This window comes from Pseudomonas lundensis (assembly GCF_015377145.2).
In the GTDB taxonomy this organism is placed as follows: Bacteria; Pseudomonadota; Gammaproteobacteria; order Pseudomonadales; family Pseudomonadaceae; genus Aquipseudomonas; species Aquipseudomonas lundensis.
The window spans coordinates 1,912,172-1,932,591 of the sequence record NZ_CP062158.2 but is presented as its reverse complement, the minus strand read 5'-3'; the positions used below and the strand labels follow the sequence as shown (position 1 = coordinate 1,932,591).

Genomic DNA, 20,420 nt, shown 5'->3' with positions numbered 1-20,420 from the left:
GTAAAGAGGCCGATTTAAGGGCGCTGGGATTAAGGGCCGATTATGCCGTTTTTAACACTCGGTTAATCAAGTGCCGCCAAGGTAGCGTCAATTCGAATATCCAGGGTCTGGCGCATGTCTCGTTTGATGGTGTTTTTTTTCCTGCTGCTGACGGGCTTGAGTCAGGCGTACGCCAGTGACAACCCGTTTGAACAAAAAGCCGATTTCCTGCCGGCCAACAAAGCCTTCGTGTTCACTTCCGAGCTGTTGCCTTCAGGCGAAACCCGGCTGCACTGGCAAATCACCGATCAGTACTACTTGTACAAAAAACGCTTCAAATTCGACGGGCTGGATGCCGCGCAGACGCCCGTGCTTCCTCAAGGGCAAGAACACAGCGACGAGTTTTTCGGCGCCACCCAGGTGTACCGCAACAGCCTAGAACTGCTAATCCCGGCAGGGGCCAGCGGTCAGGTCAAAGTCAGTTGGCAAGGCTGCGCCGATGCCGGGCTGTGCTACCCGCCACAAAGCCAGACCGTGGACCTGGGCGGCACACAGCCCGCTGCCGAGCAGGGGCAAGCTCAAGACCAATCACTGGCGTCCAGCTTGCAGCAGGGTTCTTTGGGCTGGAGCTTATTGCTGTTTTTCGGGCTCGGCCTGCTGCTGGCGTTCACCCCGTGTTCCTTGCCCATGCTGCCGATTCTCGCCGGTCTGGTGGTCGGCAGCGGCGCCAGCCCCGGCCGCGGCTTTGCGGTTGCCGGCAGTTATGTGCTCAGCATGGCGCTGGTGTATGCCAGCCTCGGCGTGCTGGCCGCGCTCTTGGGGGCCAATTTGCAGGCGCTGTTGCAACAACCCTGGCTGCTGGGCAGTTTTGCCGCGCTGTTTGTCCTGCTCGCTTTACCGATGTTCGGCTTTTTCGAACTGCAATTGCCTGGCGCCTTGCGTGACCGGCTGGAAAGCGCCGGACGCGGACGCAAAGGCGGCAGCCTGATCGGGGCCGGGGTCCTGGGTGCCCTTTCCGGCTTGCTGGTCGGGCCGTGCATGACCGCTCCGCTGGCGGGCGCGCTGCTCTACATCGCGCAAAGCGGCAATGCCGTGCAAGGTGGCCTGGTGCTGTTCACCCTGGGCGTCGGTATTGGCATGCCGCTGTTGCTGCTGGTCACGGTCGGCAGTCGTTTCCTGCCCAAGCCGGGGGCCTGGATGAACCTGATGAAGGGGCTGTTTGGCTTCCTGTTCCTGGGGACCGCGCTGCTGCTGGTGCGGCCGGTGCTGGACGAATCGCTGTGGCTGGCCTTGTGGGGCGTGCTGTTGCTGATTGTGGCTGGCAGCCTGTGGCAACAGGCGCAACAGTTTCTGCGCGTCAAAGCGCTGTTTGCCCCCCTGGGCCTGCTGGCCGGTCTGTGGGGCAGCCTGATGCTGATCGGCGCCGCGGGCGGCAGCACCGACCCATGGCAACCCTTGCAGGTGTACACCGCGAAAACCGTGGCCGGCAGCCCTTCGCAAACGGCCCACGACGCGTTCATAACGGTTAACACCCCGGCCGATCTTGAGCGCGAACTGGCAGCCGCCAAGGCGCAAGGCCAATGGGTGATGCTCGACTACTACGCTGACTGGTGCGTGTCCTGCAAAGTGATGGAGAAAAAAGTCTTCGGCCAGCCGCACGTCATGCAAGCCCTCAACGGTGTACGTTTGTTGCGCCTGGACGTGACCGACGATACTGTCGCCAGCCGCGACCTGCTCAGCCGCTATCAAGTACCCGGTCCACCCACGTTTATCTGGATCGGGCCGAACGGGATTGAGCGTCGCGCACAGCGCATCACTGGCGAAGTGAATGCCGAAACCTTTTTGAATAACTGGCAAGCCACCCGGGAACTCCTCTAAATGCTGACCCTGACCATCGGTTCGTTTGCGCTGGCAATCAACCACCTGCTGCTGATCCTGGCCCTCGCTCTGGCGACGCTGGTGGGGTGGCGGGTGGCCAAACGCGGTGGCGAAAACCCGGAGTCAGTCCTGTTCAGCCTGTTCCTGTTGGGTTTACTGGCGGCGCGTATCGGTTTTGTCATCGCTTACTGGCGTTACTTCCATCAAGACCCGTTGCAAATGCTCGACCTGCGCGACGGCGGCTTTGTAGTGTGGGCGGGGCTTTTGGCTGTGGTGGTGGGCGCCGTGATCTGGGGCTGGCGCCGCGCCGGACTGCGACGCCCGCTTGGCTGGGGGCTGTGCAGCGGCCTGGCGTTCTGGCTGCTGGCGAGCTTGTCTTCCAACCTGTACGAAAAAGGCACGCAGTTGCCCGACATGGTGCTGCGCAATGCCAACGGCGAATCGGTGCAACTGGGCAGCTACAAAGGCGGCCCGCTGGTGATCAATCTGTGGGCCACCTGGTGCCCGCCTTGCCGACGCGAAATGCCCGTTTTGCAGAACGCCCAGCATCAGCACGAGAACGTGACCTTTCTGTTCGTCAATCAGGGCGAGAGCATGCAGAGTGTCAGCACCTTCCTTGAAACCCAAGGCTTGAACCTCAGCAACGTGCTGTTCGACAGCGGCGGCCAGTTGGGGCAGAAAGTCGGCTCCATGGCCCTGCCCACCACCCTGTTCTACAACGCGGACGGCCGTCTGCTGGCCAGCCATCTGGGTGAGTTGTCCGAAGCCAGCCTGGCACGAGCCCTCGAACGTTTTGACCCGAACATTTCACCGTCAGCCCGCCAGGGCGACCCTGCAAGGAATACCCAATGCGTAACCGCACACTGTTAAACCTGAGCATGAGCACCCTGCTGGGCGCAGCCCTGCTGCAATCCCCGTTGTTGCACGCCGAAGAACTGCCACCGGCGATCAAGAAAATCGAAGCCAAGGGCGCGAAAATCATCGGCAGCTTTGATGCCCCGAGCGGCCTGCGCGGGTATGCCGCGCAGTATGAAAACCGTGGCATGGCGCTGTACCTGACGAAGGACGGCAACGTGTTGGTGGGCAATTTGTATGACGCCAACGGCAATGACCTGAGCCTGGCGCCGCTGCAAAAGATGGTCTACGAGCCGATGGCCAAGCAAGTCTGGGCCAACATGGAAAAGACCCACTGGATTGCCGACGGCAAAAAAGATGCCCCGCGCATTGTGTACTTGTTCAGTGACCCCAACTGCCCGTACTGCAACATGTTCTGGGAACAGGCCCGCCCCTGGGTGGACGCAGGCAAGGTGCAGTTACGCCACATCATGGTTGGCATCATCCGTGAAGACAGCCCCGGCAAGTCCGCCGCACTGCTGGCGGCGAAAAACCCGCAGCAAGCCCTGCACGACCACGAAAAGGCCGGCAAGGCCAGCACCCTCAAGGCACTGGGCAGCATCCCGGCTGACGTGCAGGCCAAGCTCGACGCCAACATGCAGTTGATGTCCGAACTGGACGTCGCCGCCACCCCGGCGATTTTCTACCTCGACGAACACGGCAACCTGCAACAACAGCAAGGTGCGCCGTCGCCGGAAAAACTGGTGAAAATCCTCGGCCCGAAATAACGCCTGCGTCAGGCCCGTGCCGGTATCACGCACGGGCCTGAACGGGGGATTACAGCCCCTCCAGTTCCGCCATCAAGTCACTGAGACGGTCGACCTTCTCTTCGTTGATCTCGCTGTTGTCCAGCCCCTGAATGTATTGCGCCAGCGCTTGTACGCAACTGCACTCAAACATTGCCCGCAGCGGTACGTTACGTTGCAACACCTTCTGCACCCGCGAGGCGATTTGCGTGGCCAGTAACGAATGCCCGCCCAACGCGAAGAAATTGTCAGTGACCCCCACCCGGTCCACCTGCAACACCTCGGCCCAAATATCGGCCAGGGTCTGCTCCAGCTCCGTACGCGGCGCCAGGTAATCTTCGCGCGGCTGCTGGCCGATCTCGAGTGCCGGCAACGCCTTGCGGTCCAGCTTGCCGTTGGCATTGAGCGGCAGCCGCTCCAGCCACGTCCAGTGCAGCGGCACCATGTACTCCGGCAGTTCGGCCCGCAGACGCTGCTGGATGCGCTGCAGCGCCTCGCCCTGGTTCAGCGCCGACGGTGCGGCCACCAAATACCCCACCAGGTACTTGCCATTGGCGCCCTCCTGCACGCCAACCGCCGCATCGCGCAACTGCGGCTGTTCATGCAGACGCGCTTCGATTTCCCCCAGCTCGATGCGGTAACCGCGAATTTTCACCTGATGGTCGATGCGCCCCACGTATTCCAGCACCCCGTCCAGACGACGTCGGGCCAGGTCGCCGGTGCGGTATAAACGCTCACCCGGCGCGCCGTACGGGTTCGGCACAAAGGCGATGGCGGTGCGCAGCGGATCACTCACGTAGCCGCGCCCCACCCCGGTGCCCGCCACACACAACTCGCCAACGGCACCCAGCGGCACCAGTTGCAGGGCGCTGTCCAGCACGAACAACCGGTTGTTGTCGGTCGGGGTGCCGATCGGCAGATAGCTGCCTTGGGTCGACGCCTGATCGACACGGAAAAACGCCACGTCGTCCGAACATTCCGCCGGCCCATAGGCGTTGACCAGCCCGATCCCCGGGTACCGCGCCAGCCATTGCTGGGCCAGTTCCGGCGGCATCGCCTCACCTGTCGGCAACATCCAGCGCAAGCCGTCGAGGGGCACAGGCGCCTGCGCCAGCATCCCTTGAATCAGCGACGGCACGCTTTCCAGCACGCTGATGCGCTGCGCAGTGACCTGCGCCAACAACGCCTGCGGGTCATGGGCAAGGGTGTTCGGCACGATCGCCACCCGCGCCCCGAACAACGGGGCCGCCAGGAACTGCCAGACCGAGATGTCAAAGCTTTGCGAGGCCGTCTGGGCAATCACGTCCCGCTCGGTCAGTTGCAGGTACGGCACTTTGCTCAACTGGTTGTTGAGCATGCCGCGCTGTTCCACCATCACGCCTTTGGGCAAACCGGTTGAGCCCGAGGTGTAGATCACGTACGCGAGCTGGTCGGGCTGGCTGTAGACCTGCGGGTTATGCCCGGCGAGCGCTGCGGCCTGTACCTCTTCCCAGACCAGCAGGCGCGGACGGATCGGGCACCCGGCGTCGTCGAGCAACCCTTGGGCCTGTTCCCGGCACGCTTCGGTGCACACCAGTAACAGCGCGCGGCTGAGGTCGAGAAGTCGGCTCAGGCGCGCGCCCGGCAGCCCCGGGTCCAGCGGCAAATAACCGGCCCCGGCCTTGAAGCTGCCAATCATCATGCCCAGCAACGGCAAACCGCGCTCCGCCAGCAACGCCACAGGTTGGTCCGGGCGCACACCGGCGTTGATCAGGGCATGCCCCAGGCGGTTGCTGACCGTATTGAGCTCGCGGTAGCACCATTGCTGATCGAGGCAGTTGGCCACAATCCGTTCCGGGTGCGCCGCCACCTGCGCTTCGAACAACTGGACATAACTGTGCTCCAGCGGGTAGTCGCGCTGGCTCTGGTTGCAGCCGTCGATCAAGAAGTCACGCTCACGGTCGCCCAGCAAAGGCAACTGCGCCATGTCACCCTCCAGCCCGTCCATCAACGCCAGCAGCAGGCGCTTGAATTCCGACAACAGCCGTTCGACGCTGCTGCGCTCGAAGTAACGCTGGTCATAAGACAGGTGCAGGCCCAGGTCATCACCGGGGTAGCACACAGCCGTCAGCGGGAAGTTGGTATGGGTACGGCCCGAGTCCGAGGTGGCTTTCAGGTGCTGGGCCCGGTCCATGACTGACATGTCCACGGGCGCGTTCTCGAACACGAACAAGCTGTCGAACAGCGGTTGGCCTTTTGGCAACTCACTGCGCTCCTGAATCGTCACCAGCGGCAGGTATTCGTACTCGCGCAGCTCCATGTTGTGCGCCAGCAGTTGACTCAACCATTGACGCACGCCCAGCGCCTGACCGTCCTCCGGCATCTGTACCCGCAGGGCCACGCTGTTGATGAACAACCCGACCGTGTGTTGCATCTGCGGCAGCTCCACCGGACGACCGGCCACGGTCACGCCGAACAACACGTCACGCTCGCCGCTGAATCGGCGCAGCACCAACGCCCACGCTGCCTGAGCAAAGGTGTTGATGGTCAACTGATGCTGTTGCGCCAGTTCCCGCAGCCGCACACCATCCTGCACCTCAAGGCGGGTGTAGCAATCGCCCACCAGCATGCCGCCGCTGTCGCCCGCATGCTCGCGCAGGAACGGACGGTCGCTCGGGATGTAGGTGGTGTGTTCAAAGCCTTGCAGGTTGCGTTGCCACCACTGGTTGGCCTGGTGCAGGTTTTGCTGTTGCAACCAGCCGATGTAGTCACGGTAGCGCGGCGCCAGCGCCAACTGCGGCGCACGGCCCTCACCCAGCGCGCTGTAGATTTCAAAGAAATCACTCATCAGCAGTGAGCGGCACCACGCATCGATCAGGATGTGGTGGTTGCTCATCATGAACCAGTAGCGCGCCTCCCCGACCCGGATCAGCCGCAGGTGGAACGGCGCCTGGTTGAGCAAGTCGAAACCGGCTTCACGTTCCTGCTTGAGCAACGCTTGCAGCCGCGCTTCGTGGCCTTCCTGCGGCGCATCGCTCCAGTCCTGATAGTCCACGGCGGTGGCGCCGGGGCGATGAATGATTTGCAGCATGTGCTCACCGGCGTTCCAGCAGAACGAGGCACGCAACGCTTCATGCCGTGCGACCACGGCTTGCCAGGCCTGAGCAAATCGTTGCGGGTCCAGCGCGCTGTTGATGCGGTAGCGGTCCTGCATGTAATACAACCCGGTGCCCGGCTCCAGCAAGGTGTGCAGCAGCATGCCTTCCTGCATGGGGGTCAGCGGGTACACGTCTTCGATGCACTCGGCGGGCACCGGTAGCGCGTCCAGCTGCGCCTGAGTGAGCGCGGCCAGCGGGAAGTCCGACGGCGTCAGGCCCCCGGCACCGTCGCTCACGCAATGCGCAATCAGCGCCTCAAGCTCGCTCAGGTAGTCCTGCGCCAGCGACTGCACGGTGGTCGTTTCATAGCGGTCAGCGCTGAAGGTCCAGCGCAGCAGCAACTCGCCGCCGTAGACCTGACTGTCGATGCTCAACTCGTTGGGCAACGGCGCCTGCGGGTCATGGGCCGCCCCGACCGGTTCATCCAGCGGCCGGAATAACGCATCGCTGGCAAAACTCTGGTCGAACTGACCCAGGTAATTGAACGTGACCGCCGCTTCGGGCAATGCGGCCAGTGCCTGGCGGGTTGCGTTGTCGGTGAGGTAACGCAGCACGCCATAGCCCAGGCCCTTGTGCGGGATGCTGCGCAGGTGTTCCTTGATGGCCTTGATCGAAGCGCCCTGATCGTCGCTCAGCGGCGGGGTCAGGCGCACCGGATAGGCACTGGTGAACCACCCCACGCTGCGGCTCAGGTCGATGCCGTCGAACAGCGTTTCCCGGCCGTGGCCTTCCAGTTGCACCAACGCCGAGGGTTGCCCCGTCCAGCGGCACATGACCCGTGCCAACGCAGTCAGCAACAGGTCATTGACCTGTGTGCGGTACGCACTCGGCGCCTGTTGCAGTAATTGACGGGTACGCTCGGCATCCAGACGCACGCTGACCGTCTGCGCGTGCAGGTTTTGCCGGCTGCCCTGCGGCCGGTCGCAAGGCAACACGACCGGTGGCCCGTTGAGTTGCGCTTGCCACTGGCTCAGCTCTTCGCGCAAGGCGTCGCTGCCGGCATAGGCCTGCAAACGTTCGGCCCAGTCACGCAGGGCGCTGGTTTTGGCGGGCAGGTTCAGCGGCGCCTGCGCCGCCCGTTGGCGATAAGCGGTTTGCAGATCGTCCAGCAGCACCCGCCAGGACACACCGTCAACGACCAGATGGTGAATCACCAACAGCAGGCGTTGCTCATCCTGCGGCCCGTCGACCAACAGCGCCCGCAGCAACGGCCCGCGGTCCAGGTTGAGGCTGCGCGGGGCCTCGTCAAACAGAGCCTCGCAGGCGTGCCAGTCATTCACCTGGGCCTGCCACAGCAGCGCCTGATCGGCATCGCTCCGGTATTGGGCACGCCATTGCCCGGCGTGGCACTCAAAACCAAGGCGCAAGGCATCGTGATGCGCCCGCAATGCCACCAGCGTCTGTTCCAGCAGCTCGGGTTCAAGGCGCCGGGTCGGCTGCAACAGCACCGACTGGTTCCAATGCTCGCGGTGCGGCATGTCGGTGTCGAAGAACCAGTGCTGGATCGGGGTCAACGCCGATTCGCCCGTAAGTGGCCCTTGTTCGGCCGTGGTCTGCTCGGTGCGCGTGGCCACGCTCGCCAACGCTTGCACGGTTTGATGCCGGAACAAATCCCGCGGGCTGAAATGGATGCCCAGTTGCCGGGCGCGGCTGACCACCTGAATCGACAGGATCGAGTCGCCGCCCAACTCAAAGAAGTTGTCGTTGAGCCCAACCTGCGTCAGGTTCAGCACGTCACACCAGACCTGCGCCAGGTGCTGTTCCAGCAGGTTGCTGGGGGCCACGTATTGCTGACGGTTCAGCTCGGGGTCCGGGCTGGGCAAAGCACGCCGATCCAGCTTGCCGTTGGCCGTCAGCGGCATGCTGGCCAACAGCATCAGGTGGGTCGGCACCATGTAATCGGGCAACTGCACCTTGAGCCGGGCCTTCAGCGCTTCACGCAAGGCCGCTTGCCGGGTCTCGTCCTGCTGCGCCGGGTCGCACACCAGGTACGCCGCCAGTTGTTTACCGCCGGGCAGGTCCAGCGCCAGCACTACGGCTTCGCGCACAGCCGGGTGTTCCAGCAGGCGACTTTCGATTTCCCCCAGCTCGATGCGAAAGCCTCGGATTTTGACCTGATGGTCGACCCGGCCCACGTATTCGACCTGCCCGTCAGCGCGTTGGCGCACCCGATCGCCGGTTCGGTAGAGCCGTCCGCCCACGTCAGAAAACGGGTCAGCCACAAAGCGTTCGGCGGTCATGCCCGGGCGTTGGTGATAGCCCTGCGCCAGACCGGCGCCGCCCACGTACAGTTCGCCCGTGGTGCCCTGCGGCACCTGTGCCAGCCCGGCATCGAGAATGTACGCCACGCGGGCACCGATCACGCGGCCGATGGCCACGCTGCCCGCGCCCTCCTCCAGTTGCTCGGGCGCCAAGCTAGCCAGCGGCATGACCACGGTCTCTGTCGGGCCATAGGCGTTGAAAAACTGTTGCGGCCGGAACGCGGCCCGAATCCGTTGCACATGCTCACCGGTCAGGGCTTCGCCGCCCGTGATGCACAGGCGCACCGGCAGGGTCTGCTGTTGCGTGGCCAGCCACTGCGCCAGTTGGCTGCCGTAGCTTGGGGTGAACCCCAGAATGTTGACCTGCTGTTCGCTAATCAGCTGGCAGATCTCTTGCGCGTCCCATTGCCCCTGAGCGCGCAACACCACCCGTGCGCCGCACAGCAACGGCACCAGCAACCGCTCGGTCGCCGCATCGAAGTTGATGGAGTAAAAATGCAGTTCACAGTCGTCCGGGCGCATGCCGAAGCTATCGATCACCGCACGGCAATGCATGGCGATTTCGCCGTGGGCCACCACCACCCCTTTGGGCTGTCCGGTGGAACCCGAGGTGTAAATGAGGTAGGCCTGATGCTGCGCCAGGCTGATAAACGGCAACTCCGCAGTCGGGTAGGCGGCCAGTTGCGCGCCGTCTTGCTCGGCACACCAGCGCGCCACGCCTTGCGGCAATGGCCCCAGGGCCTCAAACAAAGCGCGGTGGCTGAGCAGCAAGCCGATGCCGCTGTCTTCAATCATGTAATGCAAGCGTTCGAGCGGGTATTCCGGGTCCAGCGGCACGTAAGCGCCCCCGGCCTTGAGAATGGCCAGCAGGCCGACCACCATCTCCAGCGAGCGCTCCAGCGCCAGCCCCACCCGCACCTGCGGGCCCACGCCGCGTTCACGCAGCATCCACGCCAGACGGTTGGCGCGGCTGTCCAGCTCGCCGTAACTCAGGTGTTGCCCGGCAAAGGTCAAGGCAATGGCCTCGGGCCGCGCCAGCGCCTGTTCGGCAAACAGCGTGTGAATACACAGGTCCGGGGCGTAATCGCCTGCCGGGGCGGCCATGGCCTCAACCTGTTGCTGTCGTTCGTCGGCGTGCATCAGCGGCAAGTCGCTCAGGCGTTGTTGCGGATCACCCAGCAACCCCTCCAACAGCGTGCGCCAATGCGCGGCCATGCGAGCGATGCGCGGTTCATCAAACAGGTCCGTGCTGTACGTCAGGCAGCACCCCAGCCGATGGTCGAGGTCGGTGACTTCCAGATTCAGGTCAAACTTGGTGGCCCGCGCGTCGTTGGCCAGGTACTCGACGGTCATGCCCGCCAGCTCCCAGCGCTGCTGGAATTCCCAGCGCTGGACGTTGCACATCACTTGAAACAGCGGGTTGTAGGCCGCACTGCGAGGCGGTTGCAGCGCTTCGACCACGTGATCGAACGGCAAGTCCTGATGGGACTGCCCTTCAATCACCGTATGGCGCACCTGTTCGAGCAACGCGCCGACACTCATGTGCGCGTCGAGCTGGCAGCGCAGCACCTGGGTGTTGAGGAAGGCGCCGATCAGCCCTTCACTTTCGGGCCGAATGCGGTTGGCCACCGGGGCGCCGATGCGCACGTCGGTCTGGCCGCTGTAGCGATAGAGCAACACGGCCAGGGTGGCGGTCATGGTCATGAACAGCGTCAGGCCGTGCTCGGCATTGAAACGGCGCACGCGGGCCGCCAGCTCATCACTCAGGTCAAAGCGAAACAACTCACCCTGATGGCTCTGCACCGGGGGCCGCGGGCGATCACTCGGCAACTCCAGCAGCGGGTGCTCATGCCCTAATTGGGCGGTCCAGTAATCGAGCTGGCGCTGACGCTCGCCCGATTCCAGCCACTGGCGCTGCCACACGCTGTAATCCAGGTACTGCACGGCCAACGGCGCCAGCGGCGATAACCGGTCATCGAGAAAGGCTTCATAGAGCTGACCCAGCTCGCGGGCGAAAATATCCATCGCCCAGCCTTCGGTGACGATGTGGTGCAAGGTCAGCACGAAGTAGTGCTCGCGCTCCCCGGCCTTGACCATGCACGCCCGCAATAACGGGCCGGTTTCAAGATCGAACGGGCGATGCGCTTCGGTGTCGGCCAGCGCCTGCAAACGCTGCTCGCGGGTGGCTGGGTCCAGGGCGCTGAGGTCGAGCCAGGCCATGTGCAGGCCGGTTTCACGGTGAACCTTCTGACAAGCCACCCCGTCCACGCTCGGGAACGTGGTGCGCAGGGTTTCATGACGCATGATCAGCGCCTGCAAGGCCGCCTCGAAACGGTCCACATCCAGCACACCGTTGAGCCGCGCCATCCCGCCGACGTTGTAAGCCGGGCTGTCGGGCTCCATCTGCCAGAGGAACCACATGCGCTGCTGGGAGTACGACAAGGGTACGGGCTGGCTGCGATCGACCGTTTCAATCGGCAAGTGCGTGTTGTGCGTGCCGGTGGCCTGAATCAGCGCCACGGCGTCCACGAACGCCCCCAGTTCACTGGCTTCAAACAGTGTGCGCAACGCCAATTCGACGTCACAGGCCTGCCGGACCCGCGACACGATCTGCGTGGCCAGCAGCGAGTGCCCGCCCAGGGCAAAGAAATCATCGCGCAGCCCGATGCGCGCCTGCCCCAGCACTTCGCGCCAGATGGCGGCAATTTGCTGTTGCAGCGCGGTGACGGGCTCGACGTGTTCACGCACGCACCAGTGCGGTGACGGCAAGGCGCGCGGGTCCAGCTTGCCGCTGGGGCTCAAGGGCATGGCCGCCAGTTGCATGAGCTGCGCGGGCACCATGTACTCCGGCAGTTCCCGTGCCAATGCGGCACTCAGTGACTGGCTGTCGAGCGCGTGGTTTTCAACGATGGTGTAGTAACCGATCAACTGCGGCCCGGCGGCCGTGTCGCGAATCACCACGGCGGCGTGTGCCACGCCCGGCTGCGCCAGCAAGCGTGCTTCGATCTCCTGCGGTTCTACCCGGAACCCGCGCAACTTGACCTGCTGATCGAGCCGACCGAGGTATTCCAGCGCCCCCTCAGCGCCCCAGCGCACCCGATCGCCGGTGCGGTACAGGCGTGAGCCGGGCTCGCCCAGCGGGTCGGCGATGAACCGTTCGGCGGTCAGCCCCGGACGCTGCTGGTAACCCCGCGCCAGACCGATGCCGCCGATGCACAGCTCACCCGGCACCCCGGCGGGCAGCGGGTTGAGTTCGCTGTCGAGCACGCGGCACAGCACGTTGCCCAGCGGCCGACCGATGGGCGAGCGTTCGCCGTCGGCCGGGCTGCACGCCCAATGGGTGACGTTGATCGCGGTTTCAGTCGGCCCGTAACGGTTGTGCAATTGCACGTTCGGCAACTGCGCCTGCACCCGGTCACGCAATGCAGCGGGCAACGCTTCGCCGCCGGAAAACAGGCGACGCAGGCTGTGGCAGTGCACGGCTTGCGGCTCGTCGACAAACACACGCAGCAGTGGCGGCACAAAGTGCAGCGTGGTCACGCCAAATTGCTGCACCAATTGCGCAATGCGCTGCGGGTCGCGGTGTTCGCCAGGCCCGGCCAGTACCAGCGGGCAACCGGTCATCAGCGGCCAAAAACATTCCCACACCGACACGTCAAAACTGATCGGCGCTTTTTGCAGCAGCACGTCATCGGCCTGCAGTCCGTAGGTGGCCTGCATCCAGTGCAGACGCTCACTCAGCGCGGCATGGGTATTGCCCACGCCTTTGGGCAAGCCGGTGGAGCCGGAGGTGTAAATCACATACGCCAGGTTATCGCCGTGCAGGTGCAGGCCCGGCGCATGGCTGGGCCAGGTGTCGAGCTTGAGCAGGTCCATCGCAATCACGCTCACGCCTTGCACCGCCGGCAAGGCTTGCAGTAGCGGGCTCTGGGTCAGCAGCAACGCCGCGCCGCAGTCCTCCAGCATGTAGGCCAGACGCTCTGCAGGGTAATCCGGGTCCAGCGGCACATAGGCGCCGCCCGCCTTGATGATTGCCAACAGGCCGATTAACAGTTGCGGGGATCGCTCGGCCGCAATCGCCACCGGCACGTCCGGCCCCACCCCTTTGTCACGCAGGTAATGGGCCAAGCGGTTGGCCTGGGCATGCAGCCCGGCAAAGTCGAGGCTGCCGCCGTCCCACTGTAATGCCACGGCGTCGGGCGTGTGCTGGGCTTGTTGCTCCAGCAGTTGCGGCAACCACTCAGACGCCGGAGGGCAAGGCGCGGCGCCCCAGGCCTGTTGTTCGGCGGATTGCCCGGGCGTCACGAGGTGCAGGTCGCCCACTGCCTGTTCCGGGGCGTTGCTGACTTGGCGCAGCAGGCTGACGTAATGCTCGGCCAGGCGCGCAATGGTGCTGGCTTCGAACAGTTCGTCGGCGTAATCAAACGACAGTGTCAGCCGGCCCTGGCGATCTTCTTCACTGTGCAATTGCAGATCGAACTTGGCTTCGCGGCTGTGCCAGTCCAGCTCTTCGGCCAGCAACCCCGGCAGCCGGCGCAAGGCCGCCGGATCGCGTTGCTGGTGGTTAAACATGACCTGAAACAACCCCTGTTCGCGGGCCTGCGGCAGTGCCTCGATCAGTTGTTCAAACGGCACGTCCTGATGCGCCTGTGCCTCCAGGGTGACCTGCCGGGTTTGCGCCAACAGTTCAGTGAACGGCAAACGCCCGTCCAGTCCGGCCCGCAGCACCAGGGTGTTGATGAAGAAACCGATCAGGCCGTGGGTTTCCTGGCGCGCACGGTTGGCGCTGGGCACACCAATGCGAATGTCGCGCTGGCCGCTGTAGCGGTAGAGCTGCGTTTGAAACGTCGCCAGCAGCCACATGAAAGACGTGGCGTTGTGCGCATGTGCCGCGGTGCGCACCGCGTCGCTCAAGGCGGCATCCAGCTTGAGGGTGTGACGGGCCGCGCTGGACCGTTTAAGGGCCGAACGCGGGTGATCGGTGGCCAGACGCAACACCGGGTGTTCATCGCCCAATTGCCGGGTCCAGTAATCGAGCTGGCGCCCCGCCTCGCCTTGCGCCAGCCATTGACGCTGCCAACTGCCGTAGTCGGCATAGTGCAGGGCCAAAGGGGCAAGTTGCAGCGACTGCCCCAGGCAAGCCGCCGCGTACAGCCGGGAGAACTCGTCGACCAACAGGTTCAGCGACCAACCGTCGGCAATGATGTGGTGCAGGGTCAGCAGCAGGTGGTGCTCGTGTTCATCGAGCTTGACCAGCATCACCCGATACAACGGCCCCTGCTCCAGGTCGAATAGGGTGCAGGCTTCCTGCTCGCGGATCTGCCGCGCACGGGCCTCCCGCTGATCGGCTGGCAGATCGCTGATGTCGATGAGGTTCAGGTCGAAGCCGGCCGCTTCGTCGACGCGCTGCATCGCCTGCCCGTCCCGTTCGTAAAAGCGCGTGCGCAATGCCTCGTGGCGCTCGATCAACTGCGCAAAACTGCTGCACAGCGCGGCCTGATCCAGCTCACCGCGCAACCGCAACGCGCCGGGGATGGTGTACGCGCGGCTGGTCGGGTCCAGTTGCCACAAGAACCACAGGCGGTGTTGCGCCAAGGATTGCGGCAAGCCCTCTGCACGCGCCAACACACGTATGGCGCCCTGCGCCGGGCCGCCTGCCTGTTGCAACGCGGCAACCTGCGCCGCGAACGCGCCCAGCGTCGGTGCTTCGAACAGCAAGCGCAGGCTCAGCGCCAGATTGAGTTCTGCTTGCAGGTGAGCGATCACCTGCGTGGCCAGAATCGAGTTGCCGCCCAACAGGAAAAAGTGGTCGTCGGCGGCCACTTGCTCGACCTGCAAATGTTCGCACCACACCCACGCGATTAACGCTTCCAGCTCGCTGCCGCGCCCGGCGTCCGCTTCGCCCGCCTGCGCAGGGCCGTGGGAGGGGAACTGCGCATAACCGTCGAGGCTGCCATCGGCCAGACGCTTGCGGCAGGCAGAACGTTGCAATTTGCCGCTGGAGGTTTTGGGCAAGGCGCCGGGGTTGAGCAACACCACCACACTCGGCGCCTGCTGGCAGGCCTCGGCCACGGCCTGGCGAATGGCGTTGATCAGCGCATCGGGCGGCAGGATTTTTTGCACGCTGCGGCTGATCTCGGCCGCAATGCCAATCCCCTCTTCGCCTTTGACATTCACCGCGAATGCCGCCACGCGACCTTTGCGCACCACCTCCACTTCGCGCTCGATGGTTTTTTCGAGGTCTTGCGGGTAGAGGTTTTGCCCGCGCACGATCAGCAAGTCTTTCAGGCGTCCGGTGATAAACAGTTCACCGTCATGCAGAAAGCCCAGATCGCCGGTGCGCAGCCAGGTCTGACCTTCGAATTGAACAAAGGTGGTGGCGCTGGCTTCAGGGTTGCGCCAATAGCCGTGCGCAATGCTCGGGCCGCTGGCCCAGACTTCGCCCACGCAATCGTCTGCCAGTACGCACAGACGGTTGGGCTCCACGATCATGACTGCGTGTTCCGGCTGATGGGTGCCGCAGCTCATGACCGCGCTGCCGTCACCGGCCACGATGCGGTTGTCAGCCAGCGCCAGTTCGTCCAGACGCAACGCAGGAATGCCTTGCCCGCGCTGCCCGCCTGCCACAAACAGCGTGGCCTCGGCCAGGCCATACGAGGCGAAATAGCTGCTGGCACTGAACCCACAGGGCGCGAATTTTTCAGCGAAGCGCTCCAGGGTGTCCTGACGGATCGGCTCGGAACCCGAGTACGCGACGCGCCAACGGCTCAAGTCGAGACCGGCCAGCGCACTGTCGCTGACTCGCTCGCTGCACAGTCGATAGGCGAAATCAGGGCCGCCGCTGATGGTGCCGCCGTACTCGCTGATGGCTTCCAGCCAGCGCAGCGGACGGGTCAAAAAATACGCCGGCGACATGAGCACGCACGGCACGCCGCTGAAGATTGGCTGCAACAGGCCGCCGATCAGGCCCATGTCGTGGTACAGCGGCAACCAGCTGACGATCACATCGTCGGGGTTGAGGTCGATGCCGAAGCCGCGACGGATCAGCACTTCGTTGGCCACCAGGTTGCCGTGGGTCACTTGCACACCTTTGGGCAAGGCCGTGGAGCCTGAGGTGTATTGCAAAAAGGCAATGTCATTGGCCTGCACCGCCACGGGCTGCCACTGTCGGGCCAGGCCGGGCTCAAGCGCATCCACACACAGCAACGGCGGCGCGTCGGCAGCGGTCAGTGCGTCCAGCTGCATCAGCGGCGGGCGCAGGTGGCTGTGGGTCAGCAGGACGCGGGGTTGGGCGTCGGCCAGAATCGACAGCAAACGCTCCTGATGATGACGGCGCGCCGATTCAGGCGGATACGCCGGAACCGCAATCACGCCCGCATACAGGCAACCAAAAAACGCCGCCACGTAGTCCGGCCCGCTGGGGAACAACAATACGGCGCGGTCGCCCGGCCCGGCCGTGGCCTGCAAGGCTGCGGCGATGGTCCGCGCGCGCTGGTCCAGGTCGCCATAGCTCAACACCTGCCCACCCTGCGGATCGTCTGCAAGAAAGCGTAAAGCCAGGCGGTCCGGGGTGCGGGCTGCGCGGTGTTGCAGGGCTTGAGCCAATGTACCGGGGAGTTCGAACGCGTCCATCTTGGGGTTTCCTGTAGAGGGCCGACGGGGTTTCGCGGTGACGGCGAAACGCCAACAGGCTCCAGGCTTGAAAAAAATCGGTCTGCTTGAAGTACGAGAAGCCGGGGCTGCGCTTTACACGTGGGGGCTGGCTATTGGCCAGGCCTGATGGTTGCGCCAGCGCGCCAGATGTTCTTCGGCGTAGCGGCGCAGGCAACGCAGCAAGGGTTGCTCCTGCTCTACCAGAAAGAAGTGATGCCCCTCAAACATGTCGAGGGAAAACCTGCAGCAAGTGTCGGCCTGCCAGTCGAGCAGTTGATCGGCGCGAACGCTGTCCTGCTTGCCGCCAAAGACGTGAATCGGCAGCGCCAGCGGCGTGCGCTGGCCATAGGTGAAACTGCCGCACAGCAAAAAGTCGGCGCGCAGGATGGGCAGCATCAATTGCATGAGTTCGGTATTGGCCAGCACGGCGTCGTCGGTGCCTTTCAACTCGCGCAGTCGGGCAAGCAGTTGCGCATCGGACTTGGCCACGGCGTATTCGCTGACATCGCGCCGGGCCGGGCCCGCCGTGGCCGACGCAAACAATGCCAGTGGCGCTGGCAGGCCGCGCTCACGCAAGGCATGCACCAGCTCGAAGGCCAGCAAGCCGCCGAGGCTGTGGCCGAAAATGGTGAAAGGTCGATCCAGCTCGGGGCTGATTTCGTCCGCCAGTTGATGGGCCAGGCGTTTGATGTCGCATTGCAGCGGTTCGTCCATGCGCATCCCGCGCCCCGGCAGCTCCAGCGCACGCACGTGCAGCCACTCAGGCAATGAACGCCGCCAGCGGTTGTAGGCCATGGCACTGGCGCCCGAGTGGGGCAGGCAAAACAGGCGCATGTTGATCACCTCACTCATCGCCCGACGCCACTGCCTGAGGCCTGATGGAGGTGCGCAAGGTGCACGTGTGGCCCCTCTAAACTCGCTGCGTGTTTACGGTCCTTTCCCATCTCGCCCTCCTGTCCGAGCCACTATTTGGCCAGCCCTGATCCCGGCCCATGTCCATTGAGAACGGTTGGCCGACGCAAATAATTAGTCCCGCGAGAGGGGGTGATTTTGAACGGACGGTGCGTGATGTGAGGCGTTTCTCAAAGTGAGGTAATCGGCTTCATTAATTCTCTTTCTCAATTGACAATCATTATCATTCAACCTAATTTGTTGCGAGCTGTGTAGGACGCGGCTTGTCCAGACGCCCACACTTTTTCAATTGCAACAGGTGATTTCCATGACGGAACAAGTGTCCACAAGCAGGTGCGATTCACCCTTACTTCAGGCCTTTGTTGAAAACCGGCTCATCCTGGTCAAGATTGCAGCACGCATCACCGGGTGTCGGTCCAGGGCTGAAGATGTGGTGCAAGACGCCTTCTTCCGTTTGCACGCTGCGCCGCAGATCACCTCATCGTTCAAGGCGCAATTGAGCTACCTGTTTCAGATCGTGCGTAACCTGGCGATCGATCATTACCGCAAGCAGGCGCTGGAGCAGAAATACTCCGGCCCGGAAGAGGAAGGCTTGAATGTGGTCATCCACGGCGCATCGCCCGAAACCTCGCACATCAACTTTTCAACCCTGGAAAACATTGCCGACGCACTGACCGAACTGCCCAGCCGTACGCGCTATGCCTTCGAGATGTATCGCCTGCACGGGGTTCAGCAAAAGGACATTGCCAAGGAATTGGGGGTGTCACCGACGCTGGTGAATTTCATGATCCGCGACGCCCTGATCCACTGCCGCAAGGTCTCGGGCACCCCACGCGATACCTTCGCGCGCCGCTGAGCGTCAACGCCACTTGCAGGAGCGTGCCCGCCCCTGCAAGCCCCGGCCAGCCGCTAGACCAACTCGCACCCTTCGAAGAAACGCTCGCGGCTTTGCATCATCAGCGCTGCACGCTTGTGCGGGAAGTTGAACTCTTTCTCGCAGTGAAACCCGTGAGACTGCATATAGCCGATCATCTTCGCGTTATCGGCACGCGGCTCAGCCACCACGCGCTGAGTTCGCGGGTCGTCCAGAAACACGTAGTGCGTCAGCGCCGACAGCCAACTGGCGACTTTATGCGGCCCGCGATGCGCCTGCTCCCCCACCAGCATGTGAATGCCCCGGTCGTAATCGTCCACGTCATAAAACGGCGCGATACGGTCTTCTTTCGCCCAGTACACTTCGAAATACGCAAACGGCTGGTCATCGATGCAGCCAATCAAGGTCACGGTGTGCGGGTCAGCGGCCAAGGTCTCGAGGAATTGGCGGTGGCGCTCAAGGGTGCCGCCCTCCTCCCAGAAATCCATGACCCGGGGCGTGTTCTGCCAGCGGTTGAAGCGTTCAAGGTCGGCTTCGATATCCAGGGTGCGCAGGGATATCCAGCTGCCCAGCCGGGCATCAAAACGCCGATACACCTCGCCCACCGGTTTGGGCGCGCGCAGCGGATGACGCTTACCCCCACTGATGACCATGTGCTGCGGGTACGCCGCCACGGGCGCATCGCCGGTCCATGGACGGGGCTGTTGCCAAAACAGGCTGCGCAGGCACTGGTAGTGCCCGGCAACCTCGGTGGCACGCAACAGCCCGCTGCGCAATGCCGCGGGCGGGGGCGGATCGAGATGCCAGGTCAATTGCTGACACGCAGGATCACTGGCAAACAACCAGTAACAAGACGCCCACACGCCTTGCAGCGAAGCGCCGGGTTGGCCGTCTTGCAGGTGCAGTTCAAGGGTGTCGCCACGCTCAAGGCGCAGGTCGATCAGCGGGTGTTGCCCCTCAGTCAGGCTCAGGCGGGTGTCGGTCAGGTCGGCACTCAGATCGCGCCAGCGGGGTTGAAACGGGAAAACAGCAGTCATGGCTTGGGCTCACGATTATCGTCAACAGTCAGGCTGTTTGACGTTAGCCGACCCGCAGAATTTAGGGCAGCACCTCAGCCAGTGGCCGACGCATGGGCACCACGGCCACTTGAAACGGCTCGAAGATCGCCTTGATCTGGCCGTTGTCACGCAGCTGTTGCAGCAGGGCCGCCAACTGCGGGGCGGCAATTGGCGCCTGTGGCCGCAGCAAGGCGTAGTGGTGGTAGATCTGGTCAATGCGCTGGGACACCAGCACCTGGGACTTGATCTTCGGGTTGCGGGCGAGCAGCTCGGTGAGGTTGGAACGGGTAATCAACGCCACATCGACCCGGCCACGCAGCACCATCAGCAGGTTACTTTCGTGGGAGTACGTGAGCGTGGCATTGAAGTGCTGCGCCAGGTAACGGGGTGAAGGGTTAAACCCGGCAAACGCGTAGTGATAGCCGCTAAACAGCGCCAGCCGTTTATTGCTCAAATCGTCGAAGTAATCCTGTTGGCGGTCCGGCTGTTGCCTGGCAACGAACACCTCGGCATCTTCAAGGCCCATGTCCACCGCGCTGTAGGCAATGTCCTGCCAGCCCCAGGCCGGGTTCTCGAACATCACCATATCGACTCGTCCCTGATCGAAATCACGGAAGCGACGGGGAATGGAACTGGGCACCGGAACAAAACGGAAGTCGTTTTGCAGTTGGTTGAGGGCATCGAGCAATTGCGGCAACAAGCCAGTGTCGACGCCGCTTTCGGGGCGCACTGTGTAGGGGGGAAAGTGAGCAGCGCCGACCCTGACTTCCTGCACGGCCCACACGGGCGTCAGCAACGTCATGCCAAAGACCAGCAACATGCTGTGAGCCATCCGTACTGGCAAACACTTCAAACCGTATACCTCTGGTTACGCCTTTGGCTGGAACTTATTGTTCTGTGCACGACCTTACATCGGGCGCGATGGCCATTCAAACCCGCGTAGCCTACCAAGGAAGCCCTTGACTGGCCCACACAAAAAAGAGCCTAGGCGGATCTCACTGCTTTGGCTACGCTCCACTGCTCAACAC

General features: G+C 63.4%; 8 protein-coding genes. 4 read left to right on the top strand and 4 right to left on the bottom strand.

Annotation, left to right across the window (positions count from 1 at the left end):
* Nucleotides 1-114 precede the first annotated feature (114 nt).
* Genes dsbD through dsbG form a run of 3 tightly spaced genes read left to right on the top strand, consistent with a single transcriptional unit; the run spans nucleotide 115 to nucleotide 3,479 of the window.
* Nucleotides 115-1,857, top strand: a complete 1,743-nt coding sequence (gene dsbD, locus IF654_RS09125) for a protein-disulfide reductase DsbD (protein WP_194862565.1) — start codon at nucleotides 115-117, stop codon at nucleotides 1,855-1,857.
* Nucleotides 1,858-2,727, top strand: coding sequence for a TlpA disulfide reductase family protein (locus tag IF654_RS09120; protein WP_047275375.1), 870 nt, complete (start codon nucleotides 1,858-1,860; stop codon nucleotides 2,725-2,727).
* Complete coding sequence (dsbG, locus tag IF654_RS09115) at nucleotides 2,706-3,479, top strand: thiol:disulfide interchange protein DsbG (RefSeq protein WP_070413288.1); 774 nt, start codon at nucleotides 2,706-2,708, stop codon at nucleotides 3,477-3,479. The genes IF654_RS09120 and dsbG overlap by 22 nt, the downstream gene beginning before the upstream one ends.
* A gap of 49 nt (nucleotides 3,480-3,528) precedes the next feature.
* Here the strand turns inward: dsbG and IF654_RS09110 are convergent, their stop codons facing one another.
* Nucleotides 3,529-16,527, bottom strand: a complete 12,999-nt coding sequence (locus IF654_RS09110; RefSeq protein WP_194862566.1) for a non-ribosomal peptide synthetase — start codon at nucleotides 16,525-16,527, stop codon at nucleotides 3,529-3,531.
* Between the two features lie 114 nt (nucleotides 16,528-16,641).
* Nucleotides 16,642-17,400: a thioesterase II family protein gene (locus IF654_RS09105; RefSeq protein WP_194862567.1), complete on the bottom strand. Its 759-nt coding sequence runs from the start codon at nucleotides 17,398-17,400 to the stop codon at nucleotides 16,642-16,644.
* A 367-nt stretch (nucleotides 17,401-17,767) separates the two neighbouring features.
* Between IF654_RS09105 and IF654_RS09100 the strand changes: the two genes are divergently transcribed.
* On the top strand, nucleotides 17,768-18,316 hold the full coding sequence (locus tag IF654_RS09100) for an RNA polymerase factor sigma-70 (protein WP_047275189.1): 549 nt from the start codon (nucleotides 17,768-17,770) through the stop codon (nucleotides 18,314-18,316).
* 53 nt (nucleotides 18,317-18,369) lie between these two features.
* Here IF654_RS09100 and IF654_RS09095 read toward each other — a convergent pair whose 3' ends face one another.
* Both IF654_RS09095 and IF654_RS09090 read right to left on the bottom strand, forming a co-directional pair.
* A complete protein-coding gene (locus IF654_RS09095; protein ID WP_194862568.1) occupies nucleotides 18,370-19,371 on the bottom strand; it encodes a GNAT family N-acetyltransferase in 1,002 nt (333 codons plus the stop codon).
* A 61-nt stretch (nucleotides 19,372-19,432) separates the two neighbouring features.
* Nucleotides 19,433-20,212, bottom strand: coding sequence for a substrate-binding periplasmic protein (locus IF654_RS09090; protein WP_230683771.1), 780 nt, complete (start codon nucleotides 20,210-20,212; stop codon nucleotides 19,433-19,435).
* Nucleotides 20,213-20,420 lie beyond the last annotated feature (208 nt).